16 protein-coding genes are annotated in these 12,973 nt (G+C 72.1%); 12 read left to right on the top strand and 4 right to left on the bottom strand.

The window, feature by feature from the left end:
- Nucleotides 1-145 precede the first annotated feature (145 nt).
- From ACGF3C_RS05050 to ACGF3C_RS05025, 6 genes are all read left to right on the top strand, one after another.
- Nucleotides 146-1,093, top strand: a complete 948-nt coding sequence (locus ACGF3C_RS05050; RefSeq protein WP_393218846.1) for an LCP family protein — start codon at nucleotides 146-148, stop codon at nucleotides 1,091-1,093.
- A gap of 58 nt (nucleotides 1,094-1,151) precedes the next feature.
- Nucleotides 1,152-1,487, top strand: a complete 336-nt coding sequence (locus ACGF3C_RS05045; protein ID WP_030331693.1) for a rhodanese-like domain-containing protein — start codon at nucleotides 1,152-1,154, stop codon at nucleotides 1,485-1,487.
- Between the two features lie 10 nt (nucleotides 1,488-1,497).
- Nucleotides 1,498-2,286: a glycerophosphodiester phosphodiesterase family protein gene (locus ACGF3C_RS05040; RefSeq protein ID WP_357222633.1), complete on the top strand. Its 789-nt coding sequence runs from the start codon at nucleotides 1,498-1,500 to the stop codon at nucleotides 2,284-2,286.
- A 54-nt stretch (nucleotides 2,287-2,340) separates the two neighbouring features.
- Nucleotides 2,341-3,795, top strand: coding sequence for an ATP-binding protein (locus tag ACGF3C_RS05035; RefSeq protein ID WP_393218842.1), 1,455 nt, complete (start codon nucleotides 2,341-2,343; stop codon nucleotides 3,793-3,795).
- Nucleotides 3,796-3,856: 61 nt separating this feature from the next.
- On the top strand, nucleotides 3,857-4,276 hold the full coding sequence (locus tag ACGF3C_RS05030; protein WP_357222637.1) for an ATP-binding protein: 420 nt from the start codon (nucleotides 3,857-3,859) through the stop codon (nucleotides 4,274-4,276).
- Between the two features lie 59 nt (nucleotides 4,277-4,335).
- Entirely contained in the window at nucleotides 4,336-5,223 is an 888-nt protein-coding gene (locus ACGF3C_RS05025; RefSeq protein ID WP_357193613.1) for a DUF5926 family protein, read from the top strand.
- A gap of 76 nt (nucleotides 5,224-5,299) precedes the next feature.
- Here the strand turns inward: ACGF3C_RS05025 and ACGF3C_RS05020 are convergent, their stop codons facing one another.
- Nucleotides 5,300-6,517, bottom strand: a complete 1,218-nt coding sequence (locus tag ACGF3C_RS05020; RefSeq protein ID WP_357222639.1) for an arginine deiminase — start codon at nucleotides 6,515-6,517, stop codon at nucleotides 5,300-5,302.
- Nucleotides 6,518-6,680: 163 nt separating this feature from the next.
- Between ACGF3C_RS05020 and ACGF3C_RS05015 the strand changes: the two genes are divergently transcribed.
- The 5 genes from ACGF3C_RS05015 to pheA all read left to right on the top strand — a co-directional run bounded on the left by ACGF3C_RS05015 (nucleotide 6,681) and on the right by pheA (nucleotide 10,177).
- Nucleotides 6,681-7,418: a hypothetical protein gene (locus tag ACGF3C_RS05015; RefSeq protein ID WP_355004480.1), complete on the top strand. Its 738-nt coding sequence runs from the start codon at nucleotides 6,681-6,683 to the stop codon at nucleotides 7,416-7,418.
- A gap of 169 nt (nucleotides 7,419-7,587) precedes the next feature.
- Nucleotides 7,588-8,046 (top strand): hypothetical protein, encoded by a 459-nt coding sequence (locus ACGF3C_RS05010; RefSeq protein WP_357222641.1) that lies wholly within the window; start codon nucleotides 7,588-7,590, stop codon nucleotides 8,044-8,046.
- 75 nt (nucleotides 8,047-8,121) lie between these two features.
- Nucleotides 8,122-8,511 (top strand): ACT domain-containing protein, encoded by a 390-nt coding sequence (locus ACGF3C_RS05005; protein WP_357193605.1) that lies wholly within the window; start codon nucleotides 8,122-8,124, stop codon nucleotides 8,509-8,511.
- A 207-nt stretch (nucleotides 8,512-8,718) separates the two neighbouring features.
- Nucleotides 8,719-9,213 (top strand): hypothetical protein, encoded by a 495-nt coding sequence (locus tag ACGF3C_RS05000; RefSeq protein WP_393218836.1) that lies wholly within the window; start codon nucleotides 8,719-8,721, stop codon nucleotides 9,211-9,213.
- Nucleotides 9,214-9,223: 10 nt separating this feature from the next.
- The gene (gene pheA / locus ACGF3C_RS04995; RefSeq protein WP_357222646.1) at nucleotides 9,224-10,177 is read left to right on the top strand and encodes a prephenate dehydratase; all 954 of its coding nucleotides are present in this window, start codon (nucleotides 9,224-9,226) and stop codon (nucleotides 10,175-10,177) included.
- Between the two features lie 87 nt (nucleotides 10,178-10,264).
- On the opposite strand, the gene ACGF3C_RS04990 is transcribed toward pheA, so the two are convergent.
- The 3 genes from ACGF3C_RS04990 to ACGF3C_RS04980 all read right to left on the bottom strand — a co-directional run bounded on the left by ACGF3C_RS04990 (nucleotide 10,265) and on the right by ACGF3C_RS04980 (nucleotide 12,044).
- Nucleotides 10,265-10,987, bottom strand: coding sequence for an AIM24 family protein (locus ACGF3C_RS04990; protein ID WP_112583872.1), 723 nt, complete (start codon nucleotides 10,985-10,987; stop codon nucleotides 10,265-10,267).
- A gap of 128 nt (nucleotides 10,988-11,115) precedes the next feature.
- Entirely contained in the window at nucleotides 11,116-11,463 is a 348-nt protein-coding gene (locus ACGF3C_RS04985) for a metallopeptidase family protein (protein WP_357193788.1), read from the bottom strand.
- Nucleotides 11,464-11,612: 149 nt separating this feature from the next.
- The gene (locus ACGF3C_RS04980) at nucleotides 11,613-12,044 is read right to left on the bottom strand and encodes an OsmC family protein (RefSeq protein ID WP_357222648.1); all 432 of its coding nucleotides are present in this window, start codon (nucleotides 12,042-12,044) and stop codon (nucleotides 11,613-11,615) included.
- Between the two features lie 131 nt (nucleotides 12,045-12,175).
- Here ACGF3C_RS04980 and ACGF3C_RS04975 point away from each other — a divergent pair, with 131 nt between their 5' ends.
- Nucleotides 12,176-12,916: a hypothetical protein gene (locus tag ACGF3C_RS04975; RefSeq protein ID WP_393218831.1), complete on the top strand. Its 741-nt coding sequence runs from the start codon at nucleotides 12,176-12,178 to the stop codon at nucleotides 12,914-12,916.
- The last annotated feature ends 57 nt before the right edge of the window (nucleotides 12,917-12,973 follow it).

Raw genomic sequence — 12,973 nt, 5'->3', positions numbered from 1 at the left:
AGCCTGACGTGAACGGGTTTCACGTATCGGCTGCGGGGAGGCGGTCACGTCCAGGTGGGGACGGAACGCAGCGGGCCGGGCCGAAGCAGCCCCGTCCGCCCGGTCGACCCGCGCCCGTGGGCCGCGGATCCTGCTCGGCGTCGGCTTGGCCCTCGTCCTGCTGGCGGGGCTCGCCGTGGCCGGGCTCAAGACGCTCAGCCACCGCTACGACCGCACGGTGACCAAGGAGCAACTGCTCGACGCCGACGCCCGCACCGAGCGCACCGACCTGGACGGGCCGCTCAACTACCTCCTGGTCGGCTCCGACCGGCGTCCGGGCGAGAGCGGCCCCGACCAGCGCTCGGACACCATCCTCATCGTGCACGTCCCCGCCGGGCAGCGGGAGGCGTACCTGGTCTCCATCCCGCGTGACCTGCTGGTCGCCATCCCGCCCGCGCACGGCTTCGGCGGTGGTCAAGACAAGATCAATGCCGCGTACGAGCACGGCGGCGGCGGGCAGGCCGGCGCCCAACTGCTCTCCGCCACCCTGCACCGGCTCACCGGCATCCGGTTCGACGGCGCTGCGCTGATCGACTTCTCCGGCTTCCGGAAGGTCATCGACCTGCTCGGCGGGGTGGAGATGTGCGTGGACACCGAGGTCCGCTCGATCCACACCAACCGGGTCTTCCCCACCGGCTGCCAGCAGATGGACGGCGCGCAGGCGCTCGACTACGTCCGACAGCGCTACGACCTGCCCGGCGGTGACTACGACCGGCAGCACCACCAGCAGCAACTGCTCAGGGCGATGTTGGACAGCGCCGGCAGGGCGGACCTGCGGAGCAACCCCGTCAAACTGGACCAGGTGCTCCGGGCGGTCGGTGGCTCGTTGACCATGGACACCAACGGCGTACCCCTGGAAGACCTGCTCCTCGCGCTGCGCGCGCTGCCGCCCGACGGGATGCGCGGCGTCCAGGTGCCCTCCTCGCCGCAGACCATCGACGAGGTCTCGTACGTGGTGCTGGACAACGGCGGCAACGGGCTGTTCGAGGCGCTGCGCGACACCCGGGTGCCGGCCTGGGCGCAGGCCAATCCCCGCTGGGTGACCCGGTTGTGACGGTGCCGACGGCCCGGTCGGTGTCGAACCGGGCCACGAGGATCTAGTGTTGCTTCCTGTGTTCGGACCCCAGGTTCCCACAGTGCCCGTGACCGAGATCGCCGACGAGACCTACCTGCTGGATGTGCGGGAGGACGACGAGTGGGCGGCCGGCCACGCGCCCACCGCTCACCACCTGCCGATGATGCAGCTGCCGGCCCGGCTGGCCGAGGTGCCCACCGACCGGGAGGTGGCGGTCGTCTGCCGTTCCGGCGGGCGTTCCGCCCAGGTCGTCGCCTACCTGATCAACAACGGTTGGGAGCAGGTGCGCAACGCCGACGGCGGGATGCGCCAGTGGGCTGCGGTCGGCCGACCGGTGGTCGACGCGAACGGGCAGCCCGGCCAGGTCATCTGAGGCCGGCGCAATGGGCGGGCCACTGGTCTTCGCGCACCGCGGCGCCTCGTTCGACCTACCCGAGCACACCCTCGCCGCGTACCTGCGCGCCCTCGACGAGGGCGCCGACGGCCTGGAGTGCGACGTCCGGCTGACCCGGGACGGGCACCTGGTCTGTGTGCACGACCGACGACTGGACCGCACCAGCAACGGTCGCGGTCTGGTCAGCGCGCGTACGCTCGCCGAACTGGACGCCCTGGACTTCGGCTCGTGGCACCCGGGCGGTGCCCCGGGCGGTGATCTGCCGCCTGACGAGTCACACACCCGGCTGCTGACCCTGGCCCGGCTCCTGGACGCGGTGCTCGCCGCCGGGCGGCCGGTCCGACTGCTGGTGGAGACGAAGCACCCGTCCCGCTACGGCTCGAACGTGGAACGGCGGCTGGTCAGCCTGCTGCGCCGGTACGGGCTGGCCGACCCCGCGCCGGACGACCCGGTGCAGGTCACCGTCATGTCGTTCTCCCCGCTGGCGGTCCGTCGGGTGCGTGAGCTGGCCCCGACGCTGCCCACCGTGCTGTTGCTGGAGGTGCTGCCGCGCTGGCTGCGGTTGGGTCGGCTGCCGTTCGGCACCCGGATCGCCGGGCCGGGCATCGGCCTGGTCCGGGGCCGCCCGCAGTTGCTGCCCGCGCTACGCGCGGCCGGCAACCAGGTGTACGTCTGGACGATCAACGAGCCGACCGACCTGGAGCTGGTGCTGGCCGCGGGGGTGGACGGGATCATCACCGACCGGCCCGCGTACGCCCTCGCCCGGCTGGACCGCTGACCCATCGACCGGGCGGGGGTGCCCAAAACCGGGTCGGCGGGGCAGACTCGGCACATGCCGGAGCGTATCGATTTCCCCGCTCTCCTCGCCGGCCACACCGTCGTGATCGAGATGATCAACTCTGGGGACGCGGGCGTGCCGGTCCTCACCCAACTGCTCCGGGTGGCCCAGCCGGCGCTCGGCGCCACCGGGATGGCGTTCGTCGAGTTCGGTCCCACCGGCGGTCGCGTCATCGCCGCGACCGGCGCGGCGGAGTGGGCCCTGGGTCGACCACTGGCGGTCGACGACCCGGACACCGTGTGCCTGCTCACCGGACCACGGGTACGCCAGGCGCGGGTGAGTGACCTCAACGGCAAGCTGGCCGGCGAACTGGCCGGCAGCGGCCTGCGCCGGATGGTCGTCTCCCGGGCCGAGATCGGCGGTCACACCGTCGGCAGCCTGCACGCGCTGTACCCGGGCGACGACGAGCCGGGTGCCGAGCAGCAGGGGGTGATCGCTTACCTCGCCTCCTGTGTCGGGCACATGTACGGCGACCAGAGTGGCCTGCCGGTGCACGGCGACGGCCCGGTGGTGGCGGCCCTCGCCGACGGGCTGGCCGTCGTCGACCGGGACGGGCACGTCCGGCTCTGGAACCCGGCCGCCGCCCAGGTCACCGGCCGGACGGTCGAGCAGTCGCTGAGCCGCCCGTTGCCGTTCCCGCTGCCACCCTCCGGGCAGGTTCGGGACCACCGGATGCCGGACGGCCGTTGGCTGCGGATCACCTCCGGCGACCTGCCCGGCCCGGGAACGTTACGGGTGGTCACCTTCCGCGACATCACCGACCAGCAGCGCCGCGACCACGACCGCGAACTGTTCGTCGCGGTGACCAGCCACGAGCTGCGCACCCCGGTCACCGTCATCAAGGGGTACGCGGACACCCTCACCGACCACTGGGAGTCGCTGACCGACGTCGACCGACGGCAGGCGGCCCGGGTGATCGGGCAACGCGCCAACGAGCTGGCCCGGCTGGTCGACCGTCTGCTCAGCTCGGCGGCCGAGGTGGGGCCGGGCGACGACCCTCCCACCCCGTTCGACCTCGGTGAGGCGCTGCGCTCCGCCGTCGTCGACCTGCCGGCCGAGCTGCGCCGCCGGCTGGTGCTCCGCCTTCCGAGCGACCTGCCCAAGGCGCTCGGTCACCGGCCCAGCCTGGCCACGGTGCTGACCGAGTTGACGACGAACGCCGGTAAGTACTCGGCACCTGACTCTCCTATCGAGATCACCGCCTCTGGCGACGGTCATCTGGTGGCGTTCCGGGTCAGCGACCAGGGCATCGGCATCAGACCCGAGCACGTGGAACGGGCGTTCGACAGGTTCTGGCAGGGCGAGTCCGGCGACCGGCGCGGCTATCCCGGAGCCGGGCTCGGGCTCTATCTCGTCCGCCGGATCGTTGAACAACAGAATGGATGGGTATCCCTACGTCCGAGGACCGGCGGCGGTACGGTCGCAGAGGTGCGGCTACCGCGCGGTTGACCAGGGGTGGCGCGACGTGGAGGCGACGGTGGCAGCGGCAACGAGGGATCGGGCCTGGTGCGTGGTGGTTCCTCACCACCCGGGCGGGGCACGGCTGGCCCGACACCGGCTCGCCGCCGAGCTGACGGATGTCGTACCCCCGACGATCCTCGCGGACCTGATCGCGGTGCTCGCGGAGCTGGTGGGCAACGCGGTGCGGCACGCCAGACCGCTGCCCGGCGACGTCATCAGGGTTGCCTGGCAACTGCGGCCCTCGGCCGAGGGCACACTGATCCAGCTTCGGGTCACCGACGGCGGCAGCGCGAGCACCGGGCCACGGCTCCGGACGGCCAGCCCCGATGCGGCGGACGGGCGCGGCCTGCACATCGTGGCCGGCCTGGCGACCCGTTGGGGCGTCGAGCACGACGGCATGGGCCAGCGCGTGTGGGCGGAGTTCGACAGGGTGCCGACACCCCGACCCGACCTGGTGCCGGCGGGCTGAGGACGACTCGGGCGGGTCCCGGTCACGGCGAGCCGCTCGAAGCTCTAGGCTGTGACGCCGTGAGTAAGCGTCGAAAGAGCCAGCGCGCCGCCGCCGACACCACCCCTCGTCGCGACAAGGTGCGGGACGTCTTCGTGCCGCGTCCGTTCGACGGGCTGGTCGACGAGTCCGAGTGGATCGCGCTGCGCGAGTTGGTGCCCGCCGCCTCCGCCCCGCTGCGGCTGGCGCCCGCCCTGGTCGACGAATTCGGCGACCGGACGGCGACGCTCGCCACGGTGCTGCCCATGGCCGCCCCGGCGATCACCAAGCCGGACGGCCGGGTGCTGATCGGCCTCCAGCGCCACCAGCAGTCCGGTGACGTGTCGCGGGATCTGGCCGACGCGTTGCTCAGCGCGCTGCGTGCCGAGCCGGGCGGCCAGGTGGCAGTGGCGCCACTGCCCGGCCCCGGGCCCCGGCTGCAGGACATCCTCGTGGACGGTCCGCTGGACATCACCATGCACGACGGTTTCGACTTCTGGCTCGACCCCGGGGCCGCCGACGATCCGACCGTCCAGGCGTCGCTGGAGCGGGCGAACGCGGCCATCTACCCAACGGTCCGGCTGACCGCGGCGAAGGCCGCGTACTGGTGTCAGGTCCCGGAGAAGGCCCACGTGCGCTGGGTGCTGCCGGACGACGAGGACGCCGCCCTGGACGCGCTGGCCCGACTCGGCGCGGCCGGCACGTTGACGCTCGGCGAGCAGACCAAGTTCGCCGGCATGTTCCGCGCGCACGGTCGACTCGTGCCGGTCTGGGACCTGCCGGAGGAGACCCCGGCCGCCGAGTGGGAGGAGCCGGTGGCGCAGTTCGCCAAGCGGTACGCCGAGGCGCTCACCGTCACCGACCCACTCGACGCCGCCGGCCGGCGGGCCCGTCAGGGGCTGCTCGGCCGCCAGCTCACCCTGCGCTGAGCCGGGGACGACAGCGCCCCCGCGCGGCGGGCGCTGTCGTCCACTCAGCCGCGTGGCGGCTGCGCTCGTCGCGTGCTCAGCCGGCGACGGGTAGCGGGTCCCGGGTGATCGGGCAGGACATGCAGCGCGGTCCGCCCCGACCGGAGCCCAACTCGGAGCCGGCGATCGGGATCACCTCGATGCCGGCCCGCTCCAGTTGGGCGTTGGTCGCCGTGTTGCGCTCGTAGCCGACGCAGAGCCGGGGGGCCAGCGCGAGGGTGTTGTTGCCGTCGTCCCACTGCTCGCGTTCCGCGGTGACCGGATCCAGACCGGTGTCGATGACCCGGAGCAGGTCGAGGTCCATCGCGTCGGCGGCGGCCCGCAGGAACGGTGCCGGCCCGTCCACCCGCGGGTCCTCGCCGTCCCCGCCGGCGATCACCGTGTACGCGGACAGCGTGCTGGCGATGTTGGGGTACATCAGGACGGCGTCCACGTCGACCATCGTGCACACGGTGTCCAGGTGCATGGTGGCGCGTTTCTGGGCGATCGGCACCACCAGGATGGTGTGGGCCAGGCCGGCGGCGAAGACCTGCCGACCGAGGCGTTCCGCGCCGGCCGGGGTCGTCCGCTCACCCACCCCGACCGCCAGTACGCCGGGTGCGAGCAGCAGCACGTCCCCGCCCTCCAGGTGCTCAAGGCTGGGGCGGTAGACGAACTCGGTGCCGGCGAACCGGGGGTGGTGGCGGTAGATGGCGTCGGTCAGTGTGGTCTCGCGGCGGCGGGCCGGCATGGCCAGGCTGGTGACGCCGACCCGGTCGCCGATCCACAGCGACGAGTCGCGGGTGAAGAGCAGGTTGGGCAACGGGTCTATGACGAAGTCGTGTCGGTCCATCAGCGTGTAGACCAGCCCACCGGGCCGCTCGGAGCTGATCCGCAACTCCTCGTGGGCCAGCCCGGCGGTGAGCACGTCGGCCAGCGCGGCCGGGTCCAGGTAGGAGAGGTGGTCGGCGACGCGGGCGCGCAGCGTGTCGCCGAGCCGCCGGGAGCGCAGCACCTGCTCGGTGAGTTCGGCCCGGGCGTCCGCGACGGCCAGCGTCTCGGCCAGCAGGGTGGCCAGGTAGAGCACCTCGACGCCGCGTTCGCGCAGGGCGGCGGCGAACGCGTCGTGCTCTTCCTGGGCGCGCTCCACCCAGGGGATCGCGTCGAACAGGAGCGAGTCGTTGTTGCGCGGGGTGAGCCGGGCCAGTTCGGGGCCGGGCCGGTGCAGCAGTACGGTGCCGAGCCGGCCGACTTCACTGTCGACGTAGTGGGTCACTCCCGCAGCGTAGGGCAGGGTTTAGCGGCATCCGAGAAAAGAACTGTGGATGAATATGGCATTCATCCACAGTCACTCCGGCGCTCCGGCTTGCAAAACACCGGTAGTGGCAACGTAGGGTAGTGAGGACATAACTTCGAGGGACCTTTTGCCGGAGGTCGCGATGACTGTCTTTCCCGCACGACGAGCCGTACCGTCCGCTCGGGCACTGCCGCCCGTCGCGGTGCCACACCCCCGCGTCGAGGCGCCGGGGGTTCTCGAACCGGTCCGTCCGACACCGCTCGAATGGGCCCGCCGCCGTCGTGCTGAGCGGGGTGCACGCCGCCTGGAGGCGGCCGGGGCACGGGCGTTGGGCCAACTCGACCACCTCGGGCCTTCCTGGCACGTGATCGAGTGGCCGCGCACCGACGTGACAGACGTCCTCGACCACGGTCAGGACGATCGAGCCGGGTTCCTCGCCATCGGGCCGAGTGGCCTCTTCGCCGTGACCATCGCCGACCACGGCCGGGCCCGGGTGCTCGTCGCCGGAGACGTGGTGCAGATCAACGGCAAGCGACCTCCGTACGTGGCCGAGTCCCGCCGGGACGCCAAGCGGGCCAGCAAGGCCCTCTCCGAGGCGGTGGGGCTTCCCGTTCCGGTGACACCGGTGCTGACCTTCGTCGGTTCGGGCGTGATCAGCGTCTACGGCCTTCCGAAGGACTGCCTGATGGCCACCCACCGGGAACTGGACCGGCTGCTCGTGGCCGGCGGCAGCCGGATCAGCCCTGCCACCGCCGAGAAGCTTTCCCGGGTCGCGCAGCACCCGGGCACCTGGCTGAACGGCACGTACCGTCCAACCGCCGACTACCGGTGGTACGACGAGGGCCGAACGGCCGCTGACAAGCCGGCCCACCGCCGGTAACGTCACCGGCGACGCCACGCGGCTCCGGTCCCCCCGTTCACCTCACCGGTCTCCGCGCCGTCACCGGTCGCTGCGGTTCACGCTGCGCGCCCCGGTGACCCGGTGCGCTCGGTGATTCCGTCGGCGACCCGCTAGCGTGGACAGTCGATCGGTGCACATAGGAGGCGCGGTGGCCCACGTCGAACTTTCGCTCTCGGAAGCGTTCGTGCCGGCGGTGCGGGCCTCGACAGAGCCGGAGTCCGACAATGTCGGCCAATGGTCGTCGACAGTCTCCCGGGCCGACGAGCCGTGCCTGCTGATCGACGCCGACACCCGGGTGGTGGCGATCTCCACGGCCGGTTGCGAACTGCTCTGCCTCGGTGAGCCGGCCGGGCTGATCGGTCGACCGTTGCTCGATGGCGGGCTGCGCCTGCTCGACTTCACCGCCAACCGCGGCGAGCTGACCGAAGCCGAGATCGACAAGATTCCGCCCCTGCTGGCGCTCTCCTCCGGCCGACTCGCCCGGGGGCTACTCAGGGTGCAGGCCGCCTCCGTGAACAGCTCCGACGCGACAGTTGACGCGATCTCCACCCCGGTGCTCACCGACGGCACCGTCGCCGGCTCACTCACCTTCTTCTCCGAGGTCTGACCTGCGGCGCAGTGTGTCCTTCGCCGCACGCGGCGTTGCCGGGGCGGGTTTGCGCGAAGGCCGTAGGGTGCCCTCATGCTCGATATCGCTCTGCTGCCGGGGGAATACGCTGTGTGCCGGCTGGCTCCCGGCAACACCCTGCCGTACGCGCTGTCGAGCGGGCTGCGCGGCGCGGACGTGGTGACCGTGAGCTGGACCTCCGACGGGATCTCCGTGATCTGCCCGACCGAGCGGGCGCCGGCACAGGCCGTGGTGGAGACGACCTGGCGCTGCCTACGGGTCACCGCCCCGGTGACGCTGGCCGGCACCGGCAGTCTGGCCGCGCTGGTCGACCCGCTCGCCGAGGCCCGGGTCAGTGCCGTCACGTTCTCCACGTTCGACACCGACTATCTGCTGGTGCCGACCGTCCGGTTGACCGAGGGCACGGCCGCGCTCCAGCGCGCCGGGCATCGCGTCACCGGCTGACCTTCACCCGACCGGCCGCTCACCCTACGATGGGCTCGGCCACCCCGGCCGCGAAGAATTCTCCGATGTCCCGAGGATCGGCCCGTGCCGTTCACCCCGCCCCCGCCCGCGTCCCCCGCACCGCGGTCGACGATCCACCCCGCACCGGCGGCTCCTGGCCGGGCAGTCGATCGCGTTCCGGCGCGGAGCCTCGCCCGAATCCTGCCGATGGCGCTCGCCGTCGCGGCGCTGGCCGGCTGTGGCGCCCCACCCGGGCTGGGGGAGCCGACGAGCGTTCCCACCCACACCGCAGCCCCGGCACCGTCCGCCCCGAGCACCGCACCGGCCACCCCGCCGACCACCGCCCCGTCTCTCGGCACTGTCACGCCCACCCCGGACGCCGGATTGGTCGCGACGGCCTGCCGCAACGGGCCGACCGGCCAGCGGGTGCTGCAACTGTTGCGCGGCAGGGCCGGAGTGCTGCCGGCGAACGTCCGGGTCCAGGTCCGCACCGGGCCGCTCTGCGCCGGCGACTGGCAGTTCACAGTGCTGACGGTGACCGGGCACGAGGAACTCCAGGTGGTCACCCGGGGCGAGCCCGATTCCCCGGTGCTGGTCACCGCCGGCACTGACGTCTGCACCATCGAGGTACGCGCCACCAGTCCGGCCGGGATTCGCGCCCTCGCCTGCGACGCCGGCCCGGCCAACGGGCCGGGTGCGTAGGCTGATCGGCATGCCGGGAACACCGCCGACACGTTTCGTCTTCCTCGGGCCGGAAGGCACCTTCGCCGAGCAGGCGCTGCGCTCGATACCCGCCGCCGAGCGCGGCGCCCGTACGCCCGCTCGCAGCGTCGGAGAGGCGCTGGACAGCGTCCGCGCCGGCGACGCCGACGCCGCGCTGGTGCCACTGGAGAACTCGATCGGCGGGGCGGTGGGCGTCACGCTGGACGAGATGGCCGAGGGCGAGCCGCTGGTGATCACCCGGGAGGTGATCCTGTCGGTGGAGTTCGTGCTCGCCGCGCGGCCCGACACCCCGCTGACCTCGATCCGCACCGTGGCGGCCCATCCACAGGCGTCCACCCAGTGCCGGGGCTGGTTGCGCAACCACCTGCCCGACGCCGTGGTGGTCGACGTGCTCTCCAACGGCGCGGCGGCCGCCGGTGCCGGCACTGGCGAGTACGACGCGGCGATCTGCGCACCGATCGGAGCCTCCCGGCACCGACTCACCACACTCGCCGACAAGATCGCCGACCACCCCGACGCGGTGACCCGGTTCGCGCTGGTGTCCCGCCCCGGGCCGCCACCCCCGCCGACCGGTGACGACCTCACCTCGCTCGCGGTCTTCATCGCCCACGACCGGGTCGGCGCGCTGCTGTCCGTGCTGATGGAGTTGGCCGTCCGTGGGGTCAACCTGACCCGGATCGAATCCCGGCCGACCGGCGAGGCGTTGGGCCGCTACGTCTTCTTCCTGGACTGCACCGGCCACGTCGCCGACGTACGCCTGGGCGAGGCGTTGCAGGGGCTCCGCAGGGTCTGTGCCGACGTCCGCTTCCTGGGCTCCTACCCCCGGCACCGGTGGGCCGAGGCGGGCGAACGCCCGGTGCCCGCGCCGGCGGGTCTCTCCGACGTCGACTACGCCGACGCGGCGGCCTGGTTGGCCCGCCTGCGTACGGGCGAGTTGACCTGACCGGCGCGGAGCGCCCCCGAGGGAACGGGAGCGCCCGCGCCGCCGCGGTCAGCTCTACGGATCAGGTGCGCGTCGCGCGACTGTCGATCAGCTCAGCAGACCGCCGAGCAGACCGCCCTCCTGCTGCTGCTGGCCACTGCCCAGGACCGGTGGCTCCTCGGACGGCTGCACCACCACGAAGCCCTGACCGGCGAAGCTCATGGTGAACGACTCACCGGTGCGGCGCCCCAGCAGAGTGCCGAGGCCGAGCTGCTCGGCCCGGTGGTAGCCGGTCTGGAGGTTGGCCGACCAGCAGACCGCGGCCTGGGGGTCGACGTACGTCGGAGCGTCCACGTTCAGCACGACCGGGGTGCCCTTGGTGGTGATGGCGATTCGCCCGTAGCCGCTGAACACGCAGTTGAAGAGGCCGGACGAGGACGCCATCCCGGCGCCGCCGACCATCCTGATGTCGTACTGGAGGGTGGAGTCGAAGGCGAGCACGCTGCTGCCGTTGATGGAGAGGGCGTCGCCCGGCTCCAGGTCGATGATGTGCACGTCCTTGGCCAGCTCGGCGAGGAAGACGTCACCCTGCCCGGTGACCTTCATCAGCGGGACGCCCTCGCCGGTGAGCTTCTGCTTGAGGAACTTGCCGAGCCCACCTGAACCCAACGCCTGGAACTGCACATTCCCCTGGTAGGCGACCATCGACCCGACCCGGGCCATCGCCTCGCCGTTGAGCTCGATCTTCAACATCTTGGAGTTCTGCAACCGCATGCCGGGCTGCGCGGACTCCTTCTCCAGATTCTCCGCGGAGAACAGCTCGCTGCGCATGAAAGGGCCTCCTGAATAGGGTCGCGTTCGCTGCACCGACGGTAGGCGACCTCGGCAAGCACCGGCCGTCGGACGGGCGGCCAGGCGCGTTCGTGTGGCGCGGGTGGGCGGACGTCGAGCGGCGGGGCTCAGCCCCAGCCGAGCGCGTGCAACCGGGCGTCGTCGATGCCGAAGTGGTGGGCGATCTCGTGCACCACCGTCACCGCCACCTCGTCGATGACGTCGTCGTCGTTGTCGCAGATCCGCAGGATCGGACGGCGGTAGATGAAGATCCGGTCGGGCAGCACACCGGAATAGCCCCAACCGCGGTCGGTGAGCGCGTGCCCCTCGTAGAGGCCCAGCAGGTCGACCTCTCCCGGTGGTGGGTCGTCCTCGACCAGGATCACCACGTTGTTCATCAGGCCGAGTAGTTCTTCGGGCACCTCGTCGAGGGCTTCGCCGACCAACTCCTCGAAGCGCTCACGGCTCATCTCCACCGGCACCTCGCCCATTGTGCCCGACGCGGGGGCACGTGGCCCGGTAGTGCTGGACGACGGTGACTGTCGTCCGCACATGCACGGAAGAAGCGACCACCCGGAACCGGGCGGAGGCTCCTTCCGTGGACGTACGGTGTGGGCCGGCTGGCTCAGGCAGCCAGGCGGGCGTTGAGGGTGATCTCGGCGCCCGGCGAGAGCAGGCGGGAGATCGGGCAGTTGGCCTTGGCGGCCTCGGCGAGCTTCTGGAACTCCGCCTCGTCGATCCCCGGGACCTGGCCGACCGTCTCCAGGTCGATCCGGGTCACGGTCATGCCGGCGTCGGTCTTGTCCAGGTGCACCTTGGCGGTGGTCTCGACCGAGGTAGCCGTCGAGCCCGCGTCGGCAAGCGCCTTGGAGAACGCCATCGAGAAGCAGCCGGCGTGCGCGGCGGCGATCAACTCCTCGGGGTTGGTGCCCTCACCCTCCTCGAAGCGCGACTTGAAGGAGTAGTTGCCGGACAGGCCGCCCTTACCGGTGCGCACGGTGCCCGCGCCCTCGGTGAGATTGCCCTGCCATTGTGCTGAAGCGGTACGGATAGGCATGGGGCAAACGCTAGCGGAAAGGCGACCATCGGGCGACAGACCGGCGCGCGTGCCAGCCCTGCGATCCCTGTCACCACCAGCTTGCTGTGCCATGATGCGACCCAGGTCCGTGACCGGCGGAAGGGTGGCCGATGTCCGAGGAGCTTCCGATCCCGCGGCAGGGCGACCGCTCCGAGGCCCCGGCGGTGATCGAGTGGGGTGCCGACGAGCCGGCCCCGCGACGCCGCTTCGCCTGGTCCCTGGCCCACCTCGCGCAGGATCCCCGGCTGCCCCTGCTGCTCGCCGGTCTGGGCGCGGTGGCCGCGATCGCCTCGCTCGTCGGTGAGTGGCTGGTGATGAGCCTGCCGAACGGTGGGCCCGAGGGCAACACGACGATCGAGGTGCCCGCCGGGGTGTCCGAGGTCGGTGGCTTCGGGGTCGGCTACCTGGTCGGGCTTATCGCCCTCGTCTGCGCCGTGGCGCTGACGTTGCGCGGCACGGCGGCCGTACGGCCGAACGCCCGGCTGGCGGGCCTCACCCTGGCCGGCGCCCTGCTGGTGCTACTGGTGGCCGCCACGGCGGGCCTCGACAACCCCGGCCAGCGAAACTTCTTCTACTCGCTCGAGGACGGCTTTCGGATCGAGTACGGCCGCGGGCTGGTGATGGCGTTCGTCGCCTGTGTGCTGTTCGCTGCCGCCCTGCGGCTGACTCCCGCCGCGCCCCCCGGCGTGTTCGGCGGCCCACCGGACGATGACCGGCCCGCCGACGCGCCAGCACCGCGCCCCTGGCGCCGCCGCCGGGACCCCGACCCGATCGAGGACGGCCTTCCGTCTCCGGCCGACCTGACGGTCACCCCCGCCGCCCCCTTCGCCCGCCCTGACTCCCAGCCCTGACCGGCCCCCTTCACCCGCCCACCGCCCGGGAGCGGGTGGGAGTTGGCGTCCGATTCG

It is taken from the genome of Micromonospora sp. NPDC047762, assembly GCF_043204655.1.
Classification (GTDB): Bacteria; Actinomycetota; Actinomycetes; order Mycobacteriales; family Micromonosporaceae; genus Micromonospora.
This window is presented reverse-complemented; position numbering and strand designations above follow the sequence as displayed.